Origin of the sequence: Legionella lytica (assembly GCF_023921225.1) — a bacterium.
In the GTDB taxonomy this organism is placed as follows: Bacteria; Pseudomonadota; Gammaproteobacteria; order Legionellales; family Legionellaceae; genus Legionella; species Legionella lytica.
The window spans coordinates 311,482-332,923 of record NZ_CP071528.1 but is presented as its reverse complement, the minus strand read 5'-3'; the positions used below and the strand labels follow the sequence as shown (position 1 = coordinate 332,923).

Sequence of the window (21,442 nt, the reverse complement as noted above, 5' to 3'; positions counted from 1 at the left end):
GGAGAAGATATGTAAGGTTCTACTCAATAATCATTCCATCTGGGCCAAGCCGAATGTATTTAACCATTAGGTACAGCTCCACTACAGCCAGGATGGTATAAAACAATACAAATCCTGTTAATGAGGTCAGAACCTGATTTGTTGATAAAGAAGAAGCTCCCATAAAGGTGGGTAAAACTCCTTGCACCACCCAAGGTTGTCGTCCATACTCAGCAACTACCCACCCTAGTTCTGCTGCAATCCATGGTAGTGGTAAAGAATAAAATGCCATCCGGTGGTACCAGCGTGTTGTGTGTAATTTGTTTTTAGCTGCGAGATAAAAACCTAAGGCAAACAGCAAGATAAAATAAAAACCACAGGCCACCATAATTCGGAATGAGAAAAAGAGCGGGGCCACTTTAGGTTTTAAGTCATTAGCAGCTTGATTTATTTGCTCTTCAGTCGCCTCATTAATGTTGGATGCGTATTTTTTAAGCAAAAGGGCATAGCCTAAATTCTTAACATGGCTTTGTAACTGTTCTTTTGCCTCTATATTATTCGGATCATTTTGCAAAGTGTTTAGAGCACTGTAGGCTTGTAAACCATCTTTGATGCGGCTTTTTCCATCCTCAATCAATTCATTAATACCCAACAACGGTGTGTTAAATGAACGGGTTGCGATAATACCTAAGGCATACGGAATTTTAATTGCGTATTTTGTCGTTCTTGTTTGCTCATCTGGAATGCCGAACAGAGTCAAACTAGCAGGTGCCTTTTCTGTTTCCCACATGGACTCCATAGCTGCAACTTTTATTTTTTGATCCTCATTGGCAAGATAACCACTCTCATCGCCAAGAACAACGACGGATAAGGCTGCTGCCAAACCAAATGAGGTTGCAACCGTCATGGAGCGTTTTGCAAAATCCAAGTTGCGATTTCTTAACATAAAATAGGCGCTAACGGAGAGAACAAACATTGAGCCGGTAACGTATCCAGCACTAATGGTATGCACAAATTTTGCTTGACCCACAGGATTAAATAAAATATCGAAAAAGCTGCTCACCTCCATGCGCATAGTTTGATAATCAAAATAGGCACCCACAGGATTTTGCATCCATCCATTTGCAATTAAAATCCATAACGCAGATAAATTAGTACCTAAAGCCAGTAGCCACGTACACAGCAAATGTTGCAGTTTGGATAAACGCTCCCAGCCAAAGAAAAATAACCCGACAAAAGTCGCTTCTAAAAAGAATGCCATCAGTCCTTCAATGGCTAATGGGGCACCAAATACATCGCCCACGTAGCGGGAATAGTAGGACCAGTTTGTGCCAAATTCAAACTCCATTGTTAAGCCAGTCGCCACACCTAGAACGAAGTTGATCCCGAACAAGACGCCCCAATATTTAACCATTTTTCGCCAAATTTCTTTACCGGTCATGACATAAACGGTTTCCATGATCGCTAGGAGGACTGAAAAGCCTAGTGTCAAAGGAACAAATAAGAAATGGTACAATGCAGTTAATGCAAACTGTAATCGAGACAGGTCAACTACCTCTGTTGCTGGAATCATTTAAACACCTCTTGTTTCTTGATGGGAGCTGGTTTTTCTTGTGAGCCGAGTAACCACCTATTGTTTTTTTCAAGCTGGGGATGCATTGTTCGCACACAAACCCACCACAACAAAAATAGAAGCAGTAATTTGATGACTAAAGTCAAAGAAATATCACGTGTAATAGGTTTGATGATGAGTGCTCCCAAATATTAGATATCAGATAAAGCATGCAGCTATTAGCTGCATGCTTACTTTAATTAACTAAACCGATATCCCACGCCTAAACCAACTACCCAAGGATTAATGTTCACTTTGGTGTTCAGTTGAGCAATAGGGGTGTATACTTTTACATTAGAATTGAGCCAGATTTTTTTTACATCGGCATTAATAAAAAAATGCTCATTAATTGCAAAGTCAGCGCCTACTTGTAAGGCTGGGCCAAAACTTGAACTATAATGAATTTTGCTTGCTACGGGGCCATTATTCACGTTAAAGAAATGGGTGTAGTTAATACCGGCACCTGCATAGGGCTTAATACGGGAACTAAGAGCAAAATGATATTGTGCTGTTAGGGTAGGGGGCAACACACTTACTTTACCTAAATTAACGTTACCTAAAACAGTATTGGTCGCTTCCACACTATGCCGTGAAGTTGCTAAAATAAGCTCAGCTGCGATATGAGGGGTAATGAAATAGCTAAAATCTAACTCTGGGACTATTTCATTACTAATTCGAGTGACTTTACCTCCAATTAGGCTAATAGTCGAGCTTGATTCACTAGGTAATACGCCAATGCCGCGTAATCGAATGAGCCAAGGTGAATCGGCCATCGCTGGTATTGTTGTTGAGAGTAAGGCTGTGGCAACTAACCTATTGATTAATTTCTTCATTTTTTTCTCACTTCTGATTTGTATAAGCTGAAAGAATTTTTTATTATGTTTGAACTTCTTTTAACCTCAGTGATCGCTATTAGTTTTGTTTCATTTTATATGCAGCATTCCTGAAAATACCTTGATATACATCATGGAAAAATGTAAAAAGGCTTAGAAACAAGCTAAACTCTACTAATTAGAAATTTACGGCGTCCTGATGCACAAAAAAGATACTCAATCCTGTTCTAATTGCGGATTCTCGCCTTTTTGCACGCTAGAGGAGGCCGAGGCCAACTCGCGATGGGTCAATCAAGTCAGTTCTGCTGTAAAACAACAGCATGTTCTTAAAAAAAAGCAGTCCTTGTATTTTCCCAAAACTACGTTCCATAACCTGTATGCAATTAAATCAGGGTGTTTAAAGACCTATGAGGTAGATAGTGACGGTAATGAATTAATCCGGGGGTTTTATTTTGCAGGCGAAATCTTAGGTTTTGATGCTATTGCCCGAGGAGACTATCGTTACTCAGCGATCGCTCTTTCTGATGCGTTAGTGTGCGAGATTCCCTATATTCATTTTACTGAATTGTTGTGCTCTTACCCCAATCTACAGAAGCAAATTTTATATCTAATTAGTCAGCAATTAGCTATAGGCTCCTATTTAAACTTCATAACAGCAGAGCAGCGTTTAGCCGCTTTTCTTATTGATTTGTCTAAGCGATTAGTTGTATGTGAACAACACAGAGAATTTCTTTTGCCGATGTCTCGCCAAGATATTGGAAATTACTTGGGATTAACGGCAGAAACGATTAGTCGCCTTTTTACTCAATTTAAAAATAATAAAATTATTTCTATTGAACATAAGAAAATTCAATTGCTTCAGCTAGATCAACTTAAATCAATTGCAGGTGTAGTGAATTAAGGGGATTTGATATGTAGGTCAGGCTATGGACTTAATGGCACTTCTTAAGAAAAAACAGACGATTTCGCTCTGTTCATCCCCCCGGGATTTCGCTGCGCAGCGAAATCCTTAAGTAAGTATCATTGCAGACAAACTAGACAATATTATTTAAAAACTACTTATACTGCGAAGGTTTGGTATCTGAGAAATTATATCTCAGGCCAATTAATACTGAATTTACATTCGGCTTATAGTTTCCTCGTAAACTGTCTTCCGATACAGGCTCAATCGAGGTGCGCTTAACACTATTGTATTGCATAAATTGATAGGTTAAGACTAGATCTAGATTGTTATTTAAGCGCGTAATTGCTCCTGCCTTTAATCCACCACCAGTTAACCACTGATTAAAGCTACCACTGACGCCCACATTACCCGCAGTTTCTTCACTTTTTACCACAAAGTAGCTTGGGGAAATCCCAGGACCTACAAAAAGGCGCACAGATTCATTAATTTGATAAGCTGGCAGTAAAAAGAACGAAAATCCATATTGCAATTGCTCTTTTGTAGCAACATTTTGCGTAAAAAACCAATTATTGATTTTATAGCGTGATGCACCGGTAAATAGTTCTGCATCGGCCTCTAAAGCAACTGAAAATCTAGGTTTTAACCATACTTCAAAACCAGCAAGCAGTTGCCCATGAAAATTAGTATAGGCATTATTAAAATGAGCTGTGGTGGGCGTTTCCTCTTCTAGCGGATAGGTTAACTCTTTTTGAACCTTTACTGTATTAATACCTAAATCAATGCCAGTATATACTCCGGCTTCAGCATGAAACGAAAGCATTGAGGCAATAATTATTAGGCTGTATTTATTATTCATGTTCTACCTTTTTTATAAAATACTTGGGATTGTAATTGAGTTGGAGGTACGGCTGACATTCGATGCATCGATGGCAGTAATGGTGACATTGCGTACGCGTTTTGGTGTCAAAATATTACTAATAACAAAGCGGCGACGCTGTAGGTCCAATTTAACTGTAGCGCCAGGCAAACCGTTCACCATGTAGGTTGTATTCGAGGAGGGTGGGCAATCCGCATATAAAACAAAAGCTTCTCTTGTATTCATGCGATTACGATCCGCTCCAGTTAATACCGGCGCTTTTGGCGGTGTAGCAACAATCGAAAAATTATTTTTGGATATATTAAAGAAGGTTCCATTGCTTGCCTGGATCATAATTCGTGCAGCCGAGGTGTTTATATTAGGAACACAGAGGTCCACATGACCATTATTGCTGGTGCCCACGACGAGAGGGGTAGAGTAGCTTACTCCTCCATCAGTGGATAAGAAAACATTCACTGATAGCGCGCTGACTGGGTAAGTACTTGTATTAGCGACATCCCAAGTTACAGTTTGTAGTGATTGCCCTGCCCATTGAATGTTTGCAGCAGAAGGATTAATAACCATAAAAGGCCCTGCATTATCTGCGATCATTACTCTCGTATCCATATATGCATTACACGACCCTCCCGGCGTATTGGCACGTGCAGATACTTTAAAATTCATTACTCGTGAGACGGAGGATAATACCTCCCAGGTAAAAGGGCCTCCATTGGCTAAGGCACTAAGATTAGGAAAATAGCGAGTGGGGCTAGTTTGTGGGGAGATGCTCCGGAAATTGGGCCCCCCTCTGGATGTACCTGTGGGAGGTTGAGGCGTTATTTCATTATCCATCTGTTCCCAGGCATAAGTAATGATACTACCTGAAGAGCCAGGGCTTGCTACTGCCGTTAATGCAAAAGGGGTTTGTGCTGGAATGCTCACGCCACCGTTGGTCTGGTGAATTACTGGGGCACTAGGAATGGGCGAGGTAACAGGGCAATTATGCTCTGGGCTAGAAACAAAATCTCCCATTTGTTTTAGGCTAATACCATTAAAATAAGGATCGGAATGAGCTTGCACATTCGGAGGGGAAACTCCTGCATAGCCCATGATCGTACTACCAGAGCCTGGCTCTACAGCGGTAGCTGGGTTGCGATTGTATGCATTATTTTGCACATGCTCAGCACCAAATTGATGCCCCATTTCATGGGCCACATAATCCACATCAAAGGGATCATCTATGGGTTCAGTTTTGCCTGTGGTCCCCATCGCTTTGCTTTCATTATTACAAACGCTTTCTAGTCGTGCCAAACCGCTACCTGCTGCATCAACAACATGGCCAATATCATAATTGCCAGAGCCAATAATCCCATCTACCGTTACTTGATTCTCAGCAATGAGTTTAGTGGTGTCTCCGCTGGTATAAGGTTGTGTGTCGGGATCGGTAAAGATAATTAGATCATTATTGGCAATAATTTGCATGGTGATTGCCATGTCGATCTCATAGATGCCATTAACACGATTCATTGTCGTTGCTTGCGCACTTAATGCCCCATTTATAGTGCCGCCATAAAATTGGGTATATTGCGCAGTTGCGGCCATGGCTAGGCGGTAGGTTTTGAGTTGGCAAGCATTAAATTGCGCAAATGATGGGCTGTGGCTAGGCGTTTTAAGGCCTAGGTTTATGCTGTGCACATTACATTTAAAATGATTGTTACTAATTAAATCTTTTTTCTTGTAGACCACATAATATTGATGTTTGCCTTTTCCTAAGGGGTCGATAAAAACAGGACTTTTACCTGGGCGCAAAATCATAGAGTGAAAGCCTTGAGCGGTTAAATCCAATTTTACAAACTCGCCGGGATCCGTGATTCCATAAGCATCATAGGTTTTAATCGTTGGGTATCTGGCACCAAGTTCTGGATGCAAGGTGCTGTTTTCAACAATCCGATACAATTTGCTACTTCCGTCGGGTAAGGGGAGTGCTATTTGTGTTGCTACTCCTGATCTTAATCCATCACGATGAGGAACATTTTCCAACTCTGCATACAGTTGGCTTAAATCAATTTGTATTAGACGGTAATGTGTTGCACGAATATTATTTTTACTCTTAGCGCTAAGTGTAGCTGGATTTACATCGTTAAAGAAATTATCAACTATTCTGTCTTGCGCAAAAGCAATGGAAAAAAATAAAGAAAGTAGGGTAGTAAGAAGCGTCCGTGTCATTATAAATTATCTTTAATAATCAATGTCGGTAACTTAACATTAGAATGAGTTGATGGCAATCTCTCTTGGTTGGATGTGACATCTAATTTAAAGATGTTGCGTCATCCCCTAACTTGGGATGACGCCTGCCCGGTGATTAGTACTTAAATGTCCCGTAATAGCCGACCATATTCGCAATAGTTATCGTATTGGCATAATTACTACAAGTACTGTCTCTAGTCATATTCCAGTTAAACAGTCCTGCCAATCCAATATAGGGTGGGAACTCAGGAGAGCAATTAGATTGGTCTACATCAATCCCATTAGCGATTTGTGTTTGCGGATAGCCTATAGCGATAAGCCCCTCAAAAAAGCTCGCGCCCCATTCTTCATCAAAATATGTTTGTATATTGATTAAATCAAAGCTCTTGGCATTTAAAGCATCCACCTGGGTATAGTCAATGCCTCCGGGTTGATTATTATTTCCTGCCGGTGTAATGGTTAAATAATATGGTTTACCATCTTGAAGCGATGCATAATTTAACGCATTTTTTAAATTGGCAATTACGCCATCAAAGTTGGCCTGAGGAATTGAACCACTGGTTCCACCAACGCTTTCATCATCAATATCAATACCATCAAGATTATTGGTACGAATAAATTGAATGACACTGGGTACGAAAATATTCGCATGATTCACGTAATCTGTATTAATTGCGCCCCAATCATCTTGGTTCCATCCTAAAGACATCAATATTTTTATGTTGGAGTTGGCGGCACGCGCTGTTTGCACTAATAACGCCAGACGTGTGGGCTGATCAATTTGTCCGCGCTCGTAAGTAAAAATAGCACCATTTCTCTGAGCATAGGCATGGGCAAAGGCTACAAAAATAGCACTTACTCGATTAAATGGAGGAAAAGGGGCTTGATTGGGTGGTAACCATTGGCCTACACCGGAATTGTAGATTGGGTAGAACGTTCCTGCGTAAGGACGAGGGAATTTGCTGCTTGGAAGAGCTGAGCTTGCAGTTACTGGAATGCGATTTCCTGCCACAGGTACCGAACATGTTGCTCCTTTGTACGCGCAAACTCGCGGCGATAAGGTTGATTGTGAGTTTTGGCCAGTTCCTTGTAAGGACACCATAAACGAACAGCTTGCTCCTGCTGCTAAAGTGGAGCAGGTATTGTTAATTAAAGAAGCGTTCAGCGTTTTGTTTGTGATTCCAAAACCAGGTTCTATAGTAAGCCCATTTAACACTTTTGCGCTGTTGTTTCTCGCATTATAAGTTACATAAGTGGAACCTGTGGGAGAAATTGCAATTGGGCTGGAGCTGCTGGGGGCAATTTCTACAATCGCGGCTGCTTGTGCCGCTGCCGTTAACGAGAACAGACCACAGTAGATTGGAAATAAGATGTGTTTTTTCATGAGTGTATTCGTCCTTGTTAACCCAAAGAAGCTGCCAGGGTAAATATGATTCCCTGTGTATAAAGGTTTTTAACTTTGATGCGATCAGATGAGGTTTGCGCTAAGGACCGACCCAAGGCACCTCGGTCCAAATTAAAATATTGATAGCCAGCAGAAGCATGATATTGAATATGCCGTCGTTGATCATCCCAGAGCAAGTATTGAAGGCCGGTGCCTAACTCATAAGAAAATGTTTGTTTTGTATGATCACTAAAAGGGAGCGCTGGAGATGCACTCAAAGAAGGATCGCTTGGTTTTTCATGATAAGCAGACAATTTATTCCAGCTAGGGCCAATACCAACTAAAGCATAAGGTTTTATGGCATAGCGTGTGTAAAGTGCCTTGGCTTCTACCATTAATGAATTGCTTTTTGCTCGAAAATCATAGTGCAAGGTATCGAAAAGTCCGGCGTTGATAAATGGATATTCTATTCCTTTTACGGGGCCTAGTTGGAAAAAATAACCGGCAAGGCCTAGAGATAATTGATAAGATGGAACGGTGGAATTTTCAAATGTATGACTTGCCCCTATAGCCCAAAAACCCCGTGCGCTTGTTTGGGTTTTGGTGTGATAGGCATTGGTAATTACCTCATTAATTTCCACTAAACGGTTATTTTCAAGAGTTGAAAAATTAGGCCCCCCAGAAACAAAAAAGCTGATTTGGTTGGTATTTCCAGGATTAGAGAACATCAAAAAAATACATGAGGAAACCAGGAGTTTATTCAGACTAACTTCCATATTTATTTATATCCTTATTCTGCTTATTAAAAAAGTATTCGTATAATGATGTCCAGGAGCGCCTTCGTTGTGCTTGGGATGACGTATTTTCCTTAAGCAGATGTCATTAAGTCGGTACAATTTAGGGTGTATCTCTTTGGTTATTGTAACAAAAATCTTTATTTTCATGAATGGATAATATTGTTCATCTTTAGATATTTATTATGATCCTAATATCTTGTCTACAATTAAAATTGACACTAATCTCTTTGCAAACTGCGGGAGTCAGGAAATGGCTAACTGGATGATTTATGGGGCAAATGGATATACTGGAGAATTAATTGCAAGAGAGGCAAAAGCTAGAGGATTGCATCCTATTCTTGCAGGACGTAACGAAAAAGCAATCAGAGCATTAGCAGAAGAACTAGGGTTTAATAATCGCATTTTTAATCTAAGCGATCAGAAAAATACAGTAAATCAGCTTTTAGATGTGCAATTAGTTTTAAATTGTGCTGGCCCTTTTTCTACCACAAGCCAGCAAATGATCACTGCATGTATTCAGTCTGGAACCCACTACATCGATATTACCGGTGAAATTTCAACTTTTGAATACGCCCATAGCCAAAATTTATTAGCAGAGGAAGCGAACATTGTTCTGTGCCCAGGGGTGGGATTTGACGTCACACCAACAGATTGTATTGCCGCGCAATTAAAACAAATGCTTCCTGATGCAAATTATTTGGCTCTTGGATTTGATTCGAACTCAGCTATGTCCCCTGGTACAGCAAAAACAGCCGTAGAAGGTTTGGCTATAGGAGGTAAAGTTCGTATTAATAGCCAAATAAAAACAGTTCCGCTGGCCTGGAAAACCCGCTTTATTGACTTTGGTATGGGAGAGAAATTAGCCACTACCATTCCATGGGGAGATGTAAGTACTGCATTTTACACAACGGGCATACCTAATATTGAAGTATATATTCCAATAAGCCCTAAAAGATTATCTATGTTGAAACGCGTCAATTATATCCGCTGGATTTTGGGTTGGCGCTTTGTACAACGCTTTCTTAAAAAGAAAGCTGCAGAGCAAAAGGGACCTAATCGTGAACAATTTAAAAGCCAATTAACCTACGTTTGGGGTGAAGCAATAAACGCCCAAGGGCAAAGCAAAACAGTTCGAATTACAACAGCGAATGGTTATGCTCTGACTGTGGCGAGCAGCCTAGGAATTGCTGAGTATCTGTTAAAAAATAAACTAAACGGTGGTTATCGAACACCTTCACAATTAATGGGCTTAGACTTCATCACAAAGCTAGCAGGATATAGTGATAAAGTTTGAGCATGACCATTGAGTTCCTCCTCTAAATGCAATTGATAATCATTCTCATTGACATTTGATTTTGGTAATGTAATGCTTTCTAACAAGCCACATTAAATTAAAGAAGGATTTTTATGTTTGATAAAATTAGTGCAAACTCGCAGTTACACGATCTATCATTAAGGTACTGTGCCAACTGTTTAAAAAAATTTTTCCCCAGAGCTGATCAAATAAATTCTGATGTTGTGAGATTTTTTGTACCCACTCTCGATGCGTTATCTAGAAACCATTTTGCTTATATTGAATTATCTAAAGAAATGGTCGAGGCCATTTATCGGATTGAGGATCATTTTAGTATAGACTTATCAGAAATAGCTGAGGTATTGCATGTTGAGGTAGGGGATTTACCTTCCGATGAACGCAAAGAAGAAATAGAGTCATTTTACGCCTATTCACCAGAGATCAATTTTCATTTTATTAATCAAATAAATGTTTAATCCGTTGAGCGTAGTAACTGTCCTGAATTTTAATTCAAGACAGTTGCCACCTACTTTATTTTTTTAGCTTACGTGCTTGAATACATTGCAGTAGTTTTTCATCATTCTCATTTTTATGGGGGCATTTTTGTAAGTACTTTTCTACGGAACTAAATGCTGTTTGGCTTCCCGTTGTTTGGAAAAGAAATGGGAAAATAGCATGGACTAGACAGGCACAACCCCCTTTGACCATAGAAAATCCAAATGAAATGGCAAATAATAAATGCTCCCAATACGTTTGATTGACAGAAGCAGGGTGTTCAGTAAAAAACTTCAACATAATTAACTCTCCTAAGAGTCCGATGCATAAGCAAAGGGTATTAGTTGCTGTATCTTTTCATCGTAAATAGGGACTATTTTGGTTATATTTTCTTGCGCACAAAAATAGATGTCTTTTTCTAGATTTAGATTAGCTAGGCGAATTCCCGCAGGACTAGTCAGAAGAGACTCTATTAAATTATCAGAATATACCGGGCTGATTTCGCCTAAGACTTGAAAGGAACGTAGTTGTTTATAATAAATTAGTGAGCCTGCGAGCAGATCATCTTGTTCTAAAGTCCCTTTGTAGCCGGCTAAAATAATAGAGATATTGAGGCCTAAGTTCATCGCGGTGTCTTTAGCCAGATTTCCCACTTCATCTGCGTTGATAATTGCTCCAATTAAAACAGGTACTTGATAGGGGATGCAGCTTTTAATGGATGGAATACCGTTCGTTGAGAAAAAGTGAAGCTCACGACCTTTGTGGGTCGTGTGAAGCAAGTCTTCAGGTGAGTTTCCATAAGTAAAGTGTGGTATTTTTATACAATTTTGTTCGCCAGCCGTAATTTCATTTGGGGCAACATCGAACGATGCGTTGTCACCTAAATGAATGGATTTGATCCCACCCATGAACGCAGCAATAATGGAGGTGCTCGCGCGCAAGACATCAACAATAATACAAAGATCGCCTCGCTCTGCCGCGCGATGTGCACCTGCCGCACCTACTTCAAAACGGATAATTTTATTGCTCATGGTGCTTCCTTCGGAATGGTATCTGCTCTTAAAGAAACTCGGAGTGCCTCTAAGGCCAATACATCTTTTGGGGCAATATTGGCTAAATTTACCGAAACTCCTAGCTTATTAATTAACCATGCTTGTTGGTGTTTAATGGGGGCTTCAAATAGTAAATCCTTAGGATTAGTCTCGGTTATAATACGTTCAAAATCTTCTGTTTTAATCGAAGTATCTGTGTTAAATAGGCCTGTGGTGCCTGATTCACGTGCTTCGAGAATAATTTTCCAGGCGCCTGCATTTAATTGCTCTTTAATTTCTAATAAGCGTTCCTCAAGGCTTAATAAGCTGTCCTGTTGCACGTCTTTTCTGCCTACTTCTGATAAAACAACAAAACCATAGCTTTTTGCCCGAGAGATTAAGTTGATTTTTTCTTCTAATGGGATACCTGCCATACCATCAGATAATTCCAGGCAATTAAAGCCCAAACGTACACACTCTTTAAAATATTCTTCTATCTTATTTTGCCTACGGGCTACTTCAAAAAATGTTCCTCCGGCGCAGACATGGATGTTTGCTGATTTTAACAAAGCGATTTTTTTTCGTAGTATGGGTTCTGGGTAGAGTTTGGAGGTTCCAAAACCTAATTTAACGACATCAATATAGTCTGCTGCCATTAAAAGAAGTTGCTCCGTATCCATCAGATGCATTCCGGTATCTAATAGTGAAGTTAATCCGTCGCTTCTTGGCTTTAAGGAATGTTCTGGAATAGTGATAAAAGCAAATGGAGCTGATACGGATTCCTCTAAAGAGCCTGATTTATTTAAGAGTGTTTGGATGTGTTCTATTAACAAATTTATAGTAGGATAATTGACCACAGTGGCGTCTGCTAAATGGCAGCGGGATTTTAAATGGTTTTGCAACCGAGCTTCTAATTCGACTGCCATTAAAGAGTCAAGCCCAAATTCAGCGAAATTTTTATTATCATCAATGATCACACTATCTATATTTAACATATCGCTTAATTCTACATGAATTGTATGGCGAAGGTTTTGGATAAACTCTGAGGGGATAGGGGATTCATTTTGCTGCTTGTCTGTATCCTCCTTATTCGAGATGGGATTTATCTCTTCTGCTACAGGAGTTTCCATTACCCATAGTAATTTGGTTACAAGTTGCTTATCCATGAGTTGAGATTGAATCAGTCGGCGTCTTATTTTACCACTTGTTGTTTTAGGAAGACTGCGTTCATTTATAAGAGCAATTTGATGGACTGATAATGAATGATCTTGGAGAATAATTTGTTTGATTGCACTAATAATCGCATCTAATTCAGATTCAGGGCAATTCTTATTAATTTCAACAACTACTGCCAGTTCTTCTTGATGCGTTCCTGCAATACTGACGGCTGCACAAGAACCTTGACGTATTGCTGGATGACAGGTTTCTACGGAGCGTTCGATGTCGTGCGGATAGTGATTGGTTCCATTGATAATGATTAAATCTTTTAATCTTCCCATGATGAATAATCTATTATTCATAGTAAAACCCAAATCGCCTGTACGTAAATAGTTTTTTTCACTGGTATGAGGCAGGGTGGCTTTAAAATAAGTATTGGTCTCTTGTTCTTGATTCCAGTATCCATGAGCTACGCTGGGGCTTGATAGCCACACTTCCCCGATTTGCTGATCGCCGCATGGGGTTAGGGTTTGTGGATCAACAATGATTGTTCCTTCTGAAAGGGGGCCACAACATACAACAGCTTGGGCTGTTGGGTCTGTTACAGAGACTTCCTGCAGTTTATGATTGCGCAGTTCTTCTTTATTGAAATAATGAGTTAAGCCTCCTTGTTCTCCCGTGACCATTAATGTATTTTCCGCAAGGCCATAACAGGGCATGAACATTTCTTTTTTGAAGCCACAATTCGTAAATTGTCGGGTAAATTCATCCATAACATGAGCATTGATCGGTTCGGCCCCATTTAAAAAAGCATGCATACTGCTTAAGTCAAGTTGAGCTTTGGTTTCTTCGGAAATCTTTTTATTACAAAGTGCATAGGCAAAGTTTGGTGCTGAGGTTACGGTACCCTTAAAGGCTGTAATGGCTTGCAACCAAGTGGCAGGATTACGTAGAAATGTCAGTGGAGACATGAGATAAACGGGTATTCCTGTAAAAACGGGATACAGTATTCCCCCAATTAAACCCATATCATGATAGGGAGGAAGCCAAATAACACAAACGGAATCGTGTTTTGCACTATAGTATTCGTTAATAAATTGTAGATTATTCAGTAAGTTACTATGGCTCACCATAACACCTTTGGGCTGACCAGTAGAGCCGGAAGTATATTGCAAGAAGGCGATGTTCTCCGGTTTTATAAGAGGTTCTTTATAATCATTAGCCTCATCTGTTGAAATAGTGTCCGTATTAATCCAGGTGAATTTATCAAAGTCCCATTGTGTTAACTCGTAGGCGTTTTCCTGAAAACGCTCCATCAAATAAGTAACAAAGGGTAGATTTTGTAATGCTTTAACATATTTCAATTTAGTGATTTGTTTAATAATGCTTTCTGTCGACAAAATAATTTTCGGTTCTGAGTTTTGTATGACGGCTTGTAGTTTTTCTATGAGTTTTTTTTCTGCGGGTGGATAGACGGGTACGGCAATGACTCCAGCATAAAGGCAGGCATAAAAAGCACAAATAAAATCTAATCCAGGCTGGTAAATTAATAAAACTCTATCTCCTGGTTGTGTATGTTGTTGAATTCTTGCTGCAATTGATTGTGCACGAATACGCAAAGAAGGGTAGTTCAATTTTTCTTCAATACGTGTTGAAGAATTTAAAAAAAATAATCGATCTTGTTCTATTTTTTGAGCTTGTAAATTAAGTAATTCAACCATATTTTCAGGTTTAGGGTGGTGCAGTACCATAATATACTCCTGATTAATTGAGCGCTAACCGATCACGCATACCTTGAAACGCAGCCAGTGTGATTTCAACATCTTCGAGGCTGTGTGCGGCAGTAGGAACCAGCCGGAACAGAATGGTTCCTTGAGGAACAACTGGAGCGGATACTGCAGTTACAAAAATACCGTATTCATCCCGTAAAATATGTAACATCTCAATCGCCAGTTTCATATCTCCACCACGAATATAAATTGGGGTAATCTGGGTTTGAGTTTGGCCTATATCAAAGCCCAGTTTTTTTAATCCGGTTTGCAATGCGGTAGCTATTTCCCATAATTTTGCACGTTTTTCTTTACCGGCAATGATCAGATCGGTTGCTTTATCAATTGCATGAATAAGTACTAATGGATGGGCCTTAGAAAAAATAGCGGGCCTTGAGTTAAGGCGCAGATAGGAAATTACTTCACGCGGGCCACTAGCAAAACCACCTATGGAAACAAATGCTTTAGCAAAAGTACCGAAATAAATATCAATTTGATCTTGTAGATTAAAATATTCTCCACTTCCTCGACCTTCATTGCCAAGCACACCTAACGCATGGGCATCATCGAGAAAGAGGCGAGCTTTGTATTTTTCTTTCAATGCGCAGATTTCAGGTAGATTTGCCAGATCGCCGCGCATACCGAAAATTCCCTCAGTAACTATTAAAATTCCACCTTGATTTTCTTCTGATGCTAATTTTAACTGCCGTTCCAAATCGGCCATATCATTATGTTTGAATGGTTTGATACGCACACCGGTGCGGGCCTGAGCCAGAAAGGCTGCATCAATCATGCAGGCATGGGAATATTGATCAATAACGATCGTATCCCCTTTTCCTGCCAAGCCAGTAATGGTGCCTAGTACTCCCAGATAGCCTGCAATAAATAACACCGCCTCTTCCTTTTGGGTAAGGGAGGCCAGTTTTTTTTCTAAATTGATATGATCCATGGTGTTGCCAGACATCAGTCTTGCACCCATTGGGGTTGTTGTACTCCAATTTTGGACTGCGTTAAATCCGGCTTCCTGAATTTCAGTGTTTTGTGCAAGACCTAAATAATCATTAATAGTCCAGACTATCATGGGTTTGTTTTGAAATTGCATGTGTGGGCCAGAAGGACCCTGTAAGATAGGACTGATTAAGTAGTTGTCATCATCCTTGCTTTGCGCTGCAAAATTTCCATTCTCGTTATAACATTTATCAAAAATATCTACCTTATTAGCCATTGCTCATTCCATATACATTGGGTTTAGTATTTAGTATAGAAATTAAATTAATGTACATCCATTTTTTGAACATTATTTTAAAAATATTTGGAAAATAATGGGTTATTTAACAATTATGGCTAGAATGCAACAAGCTTTACTAAGATGACAACACCGAGAATAAGAAAAGCAGAGCCAAAAACAAAGTTAATCATGCGCAGTGCATCGGTAGTAATGTGCTTTTTTAAAATGAACGCGATGGCAGCACTTAGTGTTAACCAAACCAGAGATGAGCCGAGTATAATACTCACGATCAAGATGCTGCCACCAAGCACATTCAGGTTCAGATGGTCTAATCCTAGGGCGGCTAATACGGCGAAAAATAAGAGCAGGGCTGCTGAATTAGAAAGAGACAGCAGAAAAGCCTCAATCAAAAAATGCCAGGATGAGTGTTGATGCTCTTTTATATGAGGGGTTTTAGGATTTTTTAAATATTGTTTGATTCCAAGATATAATAAGATAAAACCACCAAGGCATTGTAATTGTGTTTGATATATTGTTAATTGATTTGAGATGAACGTAAGCCCACAAGCTGTAATTAAACCAAAAACTCCGTCAGCCAATGCTGAGCCTAAACCGGTAATAAAACCTGCTTTAAACCCTAAGTTTAGAGAACGCTGAACACATAAGACAGCTATAGGGCCTATAGGTGCAGAGGCAAGAATGCCTATTATTAAGCCATAAAAAATTAAATTAATCATGGCGCTAAGGATTTTTTCTAATCGATTTAGAAGGAAGGTTTTCGGATTTAATTTCAGTCATCGGTTATCTCCACTGCTGCTTATCAAGGTAGCACTCTATATATATTAGAGCCCGAACCGCTGTTTTGAAAATTACATTGGAGAAAATATTAAACCGGGATCAGGTTTTGCCGCTCCTTTAACCCTCTTAGAATGTAAAACTTTTGCTGTAGTCATTGATATCAACAATTGTTTTGATTGCAGAAATAATTTTATCATCTACAACTTTAAAGGCTCATCAGTCAGCCACGCACGTTTACCTTTGGATTCCAAAGGAAGCCACATACAAAGCTGAACAAATTGGCCTTTTTCACCATTAATGAGATTATGGGGTAGTTAGACAAGAACCACGTACAGCAATACGGCTAAAAAGTGGCAACTACTTCCAGCCAAAACAAATAAATGCCAAAGCACATGGCTAAATTTCAATCGTTCCCAAATAAAAAAAATGACCCCAACGGTATAACATAAGCCTCCTTCTACGATATATGCTAATCCACCTGATGGTAGTAATTGATAAAGAGGTTTTATAACGATTAAAGCCATCCAGCCCATTAAAAGATAAATAATAGTTGAAAGCAGTTCAAATTTATGAACAAAAAACAACTTAAATAACACTCCAGCAAAAGCTAAAGACCAAATAATCGTAAACATGGTCCATCCCAAGGAGCCCTTAAGCGTCACCAATACAAAGGGGGTATAACTTCCTGCGATCAATAAATAAATCGAGGCATGGTCGACTATACGAAATAAATGTTTGGCTTTAGGATTGCTCAGGCTGTGATAAACAGTTGAGCTTGCATACATCAAAAGTAAGGTACTACCAAAAATAATACCGGAAACTAATTTCACGTTATCGTTTTGATGTGACGCAAATAGGGCCAATAAAATAATTGCAACGATGCTTAATAGGGCTCCGATTCCATGAGTCAATGCATTTCCGATTTCCTCAGTTCGAGTTTGCGATGTATCTAACTTAATCCACGCCATACGATTCTCTTCAACTTGAACGACCTCAATTTGTTTGATTAATTTACAATTAATAAAGAAAATAATAAATAACTTGTGAGAAAAAACTTGGATAACAGGTGTTTAATTTATTCGATTGGTGACAAAGATGAGAAACGTCGGGTATGGGCCTGACCTACAAAAAGGTGCCTGGTTGCTCGCGACCGCGAAGCCATGAGCTGCGAATTCATTGAGCAGTGTCTAAATCTTTTTAATCGCACTATCATTTTGGTCAGCGTTTTACAGTTTTTCTTGCTGAGCTATACGATTTACTAAGTTCCTTTTAATCGTAGGCCATTCGCAACGAAGAATGCTAAAAACGATGGTGTCCGTGATTTCTTTATCTTGAAGAATCATATGTTGTCGTAACAGGCCTTCTTCTGTCGCACCTAATTTCTTGATGGCATGATAGGAGCGGCTGTTACGCGAGTCAGTACCTAATTCAACACGATTAATGTTCCAGCATTCAAATGCCTGGGTTAACATCAACAACTTCGCTTCGGGATTTACTTTGCTACCCCAATAACTAGGAGTGTACCAACTATAACCTAAGGAAAGGCTTTTGTTTTCTAGTTGAATTGCATAATAGGCGGTGGCGCCTACAATAGCTTGGCTTATTTTGCAGCGGACGATATAGGTAATTTGTTCTCTCGTTGACATTTTATCCAGACAATCATCAAACCAGGAACCAAATAAGTTTTTCGTAGCTTTTTGCGGCATGTATTGCCATATTTGCTCATAATCAGCGGCTTCAGACAACGCTTCTCGATGTTGACTTGCGATAGGTTCTAATTGGATATAACTACCATTTAAGACATCGTTTTCTGGTATGAATATTTTTGCAGACATGAATAAATATGTCCTTGTTGATTATGCCGTAGCTGTATTTTTATTTCTTATATTAAAAAAGTGTAACACAAAGCCATATACTGGGACAAAGGCTAACAGGCTAATGATAATTTTAAAACAAACATCAACCATCGCTATTTCCGGCCAATGTTGGTTTAAAAAAGGATTGTTACTGTGATAAAACGCGATCGTAAAAAACAAAAGCGTATCTATTATATTACCTATCGTAGTTGAAACAGCCGGAGCAATCCACCAAGAGGAGCTATTACGCAAACGCTGAAAAATAAAGACATCTATTAGCTGCCCAATGGCATAAGCAACAAAGCATGCTAAGGCAATCCGCAATGGCATGTAGTGTAAAGTGAACACATTATCCCAATTTAAGTCTCCCATAACTTCAAGAGAGCTGGCTATAAAATAAGAAATGAGCAGTCCAGGGAGCATACTGATAAAAATAATATTTCGAGAGGTTTTAGCATTAGAAAGCCGAGTAGTTAGATCGGTCAAAATAAAAATGAACGGATAAGTAAACGCACCCCAGGTCGTGTCATAGCTAAAAAGCTCAAAAGGGTATTGCACTAAGATATTACTGATGGTTATTAAAAAAACATGGCAGACAGTAAGACGCTTAAGCAGTGACGTTGTATGCGGAATCAACTCAGTACTCTCTAATCTATAAATCTCAAAGTTCCACAAGCCTATATTAATATAGGAACAATTTGTCCAGATTTTACGTTTTCTTCATGTATTAAGTCAAATCTGAGTTATTGGTGCGGGCTTGCTTTCGAGTATTATGATCTTCCTAAAAATAATATACAGTCTAGAAAAAGTTAAATTGACGTTGCACACGAAACATGACAAGCCGCCGACTTCGCCGGCCTATGCGGCCAACGGTGTCTTGATTACTCTATTTTCGACAGAATCCTGCGTTAAGCCCCACTATTTAATCGGTGGATTAGTGTCACGCGTCAAATGTGCAATATTGTCCCCTAACACCTCGCCATGACTCTTCCAAAAAGCAAAGGTATTTTTAGTATATTTAGAATACAGACCAACCGTTAAAATATGCAGCACTGTTTCCAAAAATCTCATTCCCGCCCCACTGCGTTGCTCACTAAGTACAGCTTTAGCTTCGGGCGTTAGTAGCGCGCTCATATTACGAATTCTTTGCGATGCTATCGGTACTAAAGGCTGCTGTAAGTGAGAGAGCATCTTTGTAACAAGGGTTAGTTTATCCTGAGCACGGCTATCTTTTATGGCCAGGGGAGTGAGGTGATCACTATAGTTCTGACATAATTTAATTAATTGAAGCAAAGTTGGATTGGTCTTAGCATCAAAATAGTTAATTGGCTCCTTGGCTTGGAGAATGCTTGGTGCGATAAAAGTTGACAGGCCAGTGGTAACAGTTTGTTTTTTAGTAGTGCGTGCTGTGCTTGGCGTATTGGTATGTGCAACGGATTGCTGTGACGTTTTTCTTTTAATCGGTTCGAATTTTTGTGCGGGTCGTTGAGTACTTTCTGGTGTTAATAGCTCGTGCGCTGATACAGGTTGTGAAACGGTCTCTTCTAAGTCAGGCGCAACAGGTAAGTGTTCTGAGGGCATGCTCTGGTGTGAACTTTCAATTGAAGCGGCTGCGCTACTGTTTGCCTCTGGATTGCTAACAGGTTCTGATTGTTGGAGTATCTTTTCAGCCAATGTGATTTGCGGAGTATGTCTCTTAGCACCAAGAGACTCTTCAAAGAAAACAATCAGAGGCTCAAGGATAACCCGTTTTAAATTAGAAATGTCATTAGCACCAGGAAACTCTGTTTGCATACGCATGGTACGATAATGCTCTTCGGCATTATTCGGAGCTATATAAGTTTCATAAGCCAGAAATACCTTGGCTAGACAGGATTTACGCATAAAGGTGTTTTGTTCTATTGTCGCAGGACTGGCATGAATAAGCCTTGAAGTGATGTCATGCAGATCTTTAAGACTCATTTTTGGCGCCAGCTGTGCAACAAAGTCTTTCATGCCATCCATTACACCAAAATTATCATTGTTTACAACAGTAGGGTCTACATAACCACTTTTCGGTTTTCTTTTGAATAAGGATTGTTTTTCAGGTGATATGGTTAGTAGAACTTTTAAATCTTGGTCAGAAATGCTGCCATCAGTAAGCTTTTTCCCGTATTTTTTAATTATTTTCTTGGTTTGTTTTAGCATATAAAGCCTCTTCAATAAAACAGTATGTCCAATTATAGCGCATTAACCTTAAGAGAGGCAGCGTCAACTAAATAAACCTTCATAAAATAAGGTAAGATTATTTTTTAATTAAAACATTAGTCCAAAATATTTGTTATTTTCTTGCATTACTTCTAAATTCGGTGTGCATCTGCATCACTAATAGCTAAAGTAACCGTTGCAAAAACCAAGCGTGGTTTTTGCAACGGGTTAATCTAAATTTATTCTTTCAGATGTTATAAGAAGAGATTATCGTTGGCACTAATTTCATCACTATTTTCGTGGGCTGATACTTCCTGCATATTATCTTGCTCCTTATTTTGGAAAAAAAATGAACTTATATTCATTGCAAGCTGTTCAGGTTCTGGTGTCGTATGCTTATCCTCTTGCAGCTCAAATTCTGTGGTAATTTCTTCAATTAGTGTACGAAGCTCAGGACTATGTGGGCTGTCCTTCGCATAGAAAACCAGGCGACGATGAAAATAAGCCCGTACATCCTCAAGACTACAATCAAAAAGTAATGGACTTTTTGACAAGTATAATTGACGTAATATTTCTATTTCGTAGATATAAGCATTTACCTCCGTATTAGGCAGATTTGCGGCGACATTAAACGCATGTCCTGTTTCATGAATGACAGCGCCGATAATATCAATGGGCTCTTTCTGTAAAAAAGATTTTTGAAATACTAAGGTCCCATTTTCAATCCAATGAGTATGAAATTTGCTAAGTCGCTTGAATGTCATGGAATTAACAAAAATGGCCGGATTATTATTGGCACCAATGAAATCCCCTGGTAACACCACGTCAATTTCTAAATGCGGAATAGCAACACGGTGGTCATTAAAAACACCAACGCGACTCATCTCGCGGCATTCATTAATCAGTAGCCTAATATGATAAATTGAAAGCATGGCGTACTCCTTACACACATAAAAGATAAATCCTTGGTCATTGAACAACAATATTGATTGTCTTCTCTCAATAACTCTTCAA

The 21,442-nt window shown here is 39.3% G+C and carries 20 protein-coding genes; 3 read left to right on the top strand and 17 right to left on the bottom strand.

The window, feature by feature from the left end:
* Positions 1 to 19: 19 nt before the first annotated feature.
* The 3 genes from J2N86_RS15295 to J2N86_RS15290 form a co-directional block, all read right to left on the bottom strand.
* Entirely contained in the window at positions 20 to 1,552 is a 1,533-nt protein-coding gene (locus tag J2N86_RS15295; protein ID WP_252582571.1) for a cytochrome ubiquinol oxidase subunit I, read from the bottom strand.
* Entirely contained in the window at positions 1,549 to 1,662 is a 114-nt protein-coding gene (locus J2N86_RS16310; RefSeq protein WP_407659011.1) for a hypothetical protein, read from the bottom strand. The genes J2N86_RS15295 and J2N86_RS16310 overlap by 4 nt, the downstream gene beginning before the upstream one ends.
* Positions 1,663 to 1,791: 129 nt before the next feature.
* On the bottom strand, positions 1,792 to 2,424 hold the full coding sequence (locus J2N86_RS15290; RefSeq protein ID WP_252582570.1) for an OmpW/AlkL family protein: 633 nt from the start codon (positions 2,422 to 2,424) through the stop codon (positions 1,792 to 1,794).
* 199 nt (positions 2,425 to 2,623) lie between these two features.
* Here J2N86_RS15290 and J2N86_RS15285 point away from each other — a divergent pair, with 199 nt between their 5' ends.
* Complete coding sequence (locus tag J2N86_RS15285; protein ID WP_252582569.1) at positions 2,624 to 3,325, top strand: helix-turn-helix domain-containing protein; 702 nt, start codon at positions 2,624 to 2,626, stop codon at positions 3,323 to 3,325.
* Positions 3,326 to 3,479: 154 nt separating this feature from the next.
* Here J2N86_RS15285 and J2N86_RS15280 read toward each other — a convergent pair whose 3' ends face one another.
* From J2N86_RS15280 to J2N86_RS15265, 4 genes are all read right to left on the bottom strand, one after another.
* A complete protein-coding gene (locus J2N86_RS15280; RefSeq protein WP_252582568.1) occupies positions 3,480 to 4,184 on the bottom strand; it encodes an outer membrane protein in 705 nt (234 codons plus the stop codon).
* Positions 4,185 to 4,196: 12 nt separating this feature from the next.
* Positions 4,197 to 6,410 (bottom strand): reprolysin-like metallopeptidase, encoded by a 2,214-nt coding sequence (locus J2N86_RS15275; protein ID WP_252582567.1) that lies wholly within the window; start codon positions 6,408 to 6,410, stop codon positions 4,197 to 4,199.
* 136 nt (positions 6,411 to 6,546) lie between these two features.
* Positions 6,547 to 7,815: a glycoside hydrolase family 18 protein gene (locus tag J2N86_RS15270; protein WP_252582566.1), complete on the bottom strand. Its 1,269-nt coding sequence runs from the start codon at positions 7,813 to 7,815 to the stop codon at positions 6,547 to 6,549.
* Positions 7,816 to 7,832: 17 nt separating this feature from the next.
* Positions 7,833 to 8,591 (bottom strand): outer membrane protein, encoded by a 759-nt coding sequence (locus J2N86_RS15265; protein ID WP_252582565.1) that lies wholly within the window; start codon positions 8,589 to 8,591, stop codon positions 7,833 to 7,835.
* A 271-nt stretch (positions 8,592 to 8,862) separates the two neighbouring features.
* Here J2N86_RS15265 and J2N86_RS15260 point away from each other — a divergent pair, with 271 nt between their 5' ends.
* Positions 8,863 to 9,906, top strand: coding sequence for a saccharopine dehydrogenase family protein (locus tag J2N86_RS15260; protein WP_252582564.1), 1,044 nt, complete (start codon positions 8,863 to 8,865; stop codon positions 9,904 to 9,906).
* Positions 9,907 to 10,019: 113 nt separating this feature from the next.
* Positions 10,020 to 10,382: a hypothetical protein gene (locus tag J2N86_RS15255; RefSeq protein WP_252582563.1), complete on the top strand. Its 363-nt coding sequence runs from the start codon at positions 10,020 to 10,022 to the stop codon at positions 10,380 to 10,382.
* A gap of 55 nt (positions 10,383 to 10,437) precedes the next feature.
* Here the strand turns inward: J2N86_RS15255 and J2N86_RS15250 are convergent, their stop codons facing one another.
* From J2N86_RS15250 to J2N86_RS15205, 10 genes are all read right to left on the bottom strand, one after another.
* Positions 10,438 to 10,701 (bottom strand): DUF6356 family protein, encoded by a 264-nt coding sequence (locus J2N86_RS15250; protein WP_252582562.1) that lies wholly within the window; start codon positions 10,699 to 10,701, stop codon positions 10,438 to 10,440.
* An 11-nt stretch (positions 10,702 to 10,712) separates the two neighbouring features.
* Positions 10,713 to 11,432, bottom strand: coding sequence for a 2-phosphosulfolactate phosphatase (locus tag J2N86_RS15245; RefSeq protein ID WP_252582561.1), 720 nt, complete (start codon positions 11,430 to 11,432; stop codon positions 10,713 to 10,715).
* A complete protein-coding gene (locus tag J2N86_RS15240) occupies positions 11,429 to 14,341 on the bottom strand; it encodes a phosphosulfolactate synthase (protein WP_252582560.1) in 2,913 nt (970 codons plus the stop codon). Before J2N86_RS15240 ends, J2N86_RS15245 begins: the two co-directional genes overlap by 4 nt.
* Positions 14,342 to 14,354: 13 nt before the next feature.
* Positions 14,355 to 15,584, bottom strand: coding sequence for an aminotransferase class I/II-fold pyridoxal phosphate-dependent enzyme (locus J2N86_RS15235; RefSeq protein WP_252582559.1), 1,230 nt, complete (start codon positions 15,582 to 15,584; stop codon positions 14,355 to 14,357).
* A 119-nt stretch (positions 15,585 to 15,703) separates the two neighbouring features.
* Positions 15,704 to 16,324 (bottom strand): LysE family translocator, encoded by a 621-nt coding sequence (locus J2N86_RS15230; RefSeq protein ID WP_252582558.1) that lies wholly within the window; start codon positions 16,322 to 16,324, stop codon positions 15,704 to 15,706.
* A 375-nt stretch (positions 16,325 to 16,699) separates the two neighbouring features.
* Positions 16,700 to 17,353, bottom strand: coding sequence for a PAQR family membrane homeostasis protein TrhA (gene trhA, locus J2N86_RS15225; protein ID WP_252582557.1), 654 nt, complete (start codon positions 17,351 to 17,353; stop codon positions 16,700 to 16,702).
* Positions 17,354 to 17,611: 258 nt separating this feature from the next.
* Positions 17,612 to 18,220 (bottom strand): GNAT family N-acetyltransferase, encoded by a 609-nt coding sequence (locus J2N86_RS15220; RefSeq protein WP_252582556.1) that lies wholly within the window; start codon positions 18,218 to 18,220, stop codon positions 17,612 to 17,614.
* A 21-nt stretch (positions 18,221 to 18,241) separates the two neighbouring features.
* Positions 18,242 to 18,874: a 7-cyano-7-deazaguanine/7-aminomethyl-7-deazaguanine transporter gene (locus J2N86_RS15215; protein ID WP_407659010.1), complete on the bottom strand. Its 633-nt coding sequence runs from the start codon at positions 18,872 to 18,874 to the stop codon at positions 18,242 to 18,244.
* A gap of 285 nt (positions 18,875 to 19,159) precedes the next feature.
* On the bottom strand, positions 19,160 to 20,428 hold the full coding sequence (locus tag J2N86_RS15210) for a hypothetical protein (RefSeq protein ID WP_252582554.1): 1,269 nt from the start codon (positions 20,426 to 20,428) through the stop codon (positions 19,160 to 19,162).
* A 254-nt stretch (positions 20,429 to 20,682) separates the two neighbouring features.
* Positions 20,683 to 21,360 (bottom strand): hypothetical protein, encoded by a 678-nt coding sequence (locus J2N86_RS15205; protein ID WP_252582553.1) that lies wholly within the window; start codon positions 21,358 to 21,360, stop codon positions 20,683 to 20,685.
* Positions 21,361 to 21,442 lie beyond the last annotated feature (82 nt).

Coding starts and splice junctions, on each gene's coding strand:
- J2N86_RS15295 (WP_252582571.1), bottom strand. CDS start 1,552: ATGATTCCAGCAACAGAGGTAGTTGACCTGTCTCGATTACAGTTTGCA.
- J2N86_RS15290 (WP_252582570.1), bottom strand. CDS start 2,424: ATGAAGAAATTAATCAATAGGTTAGTTGCCACAGCCTTACTCTCAACA.
- J2N86_RS15285 (WP_252582569.1), top strand. CDS start 2,624: ATGCACAAAAAAGATACTCAATCCTGTTCTAATTGCGGATTCTCGCCT.
- J2N86_RS15280 (WP_252582568.1), bottom strand. CDS start 4,184: ATGAATAATAAATACAGCCTAATAATTATTGCCTCAATGCTTTCGTTT.
- J2N86_RS15275 (WP_252582567.1), bottom strand. CDS start 6,410: ATGACACGGACGCTTCTTACTACCCTACTTTCTTTATTTTTTTCCATT.
- J2N86_RS15270 (WP_252582566.1), bottom strand. CDS start 7,815: ATGAAAAAACACATCTTATTTCCAATCTACTGTGGTCTGTTCTCGTTA.
- J2N86_RS15265 (WP_252582565.1), bottom strand. CDS start 8,591: ATGGAAGTTAGTCTGAATAAACTCCTGGTTTCCTCATGTATTTTTTTG.
- J2N86_RS15260 (WP_252582564.1), top strand. CDS start 8,863: ATGGCTAACTGGATGATTTATGGGGCAAATGGATATACTGGAGAATTA.
- J2N86_RS15255 (WP_252582563.1), top strand. CDS start 10,020: ATGTTTGATAAAATTAGTGCAAACTCGCAGTTACACGATCTATCATTA.
- J2N86_RS15250 (WP_252582562.1), bottom strand. CDS start 10,701: ATGTTGAAGTTTTTTACTGAACACCCTGCTTCTGTCAATCAAACGTAT.
- J2N86_RS15245 (WP_252582561.1), bottom strand. CDS start 11,432: ATGAGCAATAAAATTATCCGTTTTGAAGTAGGTGCGGCAGGTGCACAT.
- J2N86_RS15240 (WP_252582560.1), bottom strand. CDS start 14,341: ATGGTACTGCACCACCCTAAACCTGAAAATATGGTTGAATTACTTAAT.
- J2N86_RS15235 (WP_252582559.1), bottom strand. CDS start 15,584: ATGGCTAATAAGGTAGATATTTTTGATAAATGTTATAACGAGAATGGA.
- J2N86_RS15230 (WP_252582558.1), bottom strand. CDS start 16,324: ATGATTAATTTAATTTTTTATGGCTTAATAATAGGCATTCTTGCCTCT.
- trhA (WP_252582557.1), bottom strand. CDS start 17,353: ATGGCGTGGATTAAGTTAGATACATCGCAAACTCGAACTGAGGAAATC.
- J2N86_RS15220 (WP_252582556.1), bottom strand. CDS start 18,220: ATGTCTGCAAAAATATTCATACCAGAAAACGATGTCTTAAATGGTAGT.
- J2N86_RS15210 (WP_252582554.1), bottom strand. CDS start 20,428: ATGCTAAAACAAACCAAGAAAATAATTAAAAAATACGGGAAAAAGCTT.
- J2N86_RS15205 (WP_252582553.1), bottom strand. CDS start 21,360: ATGCTTTCAATTTATCATATTAGGCTACTGATTAATGAATGCCGCGAG.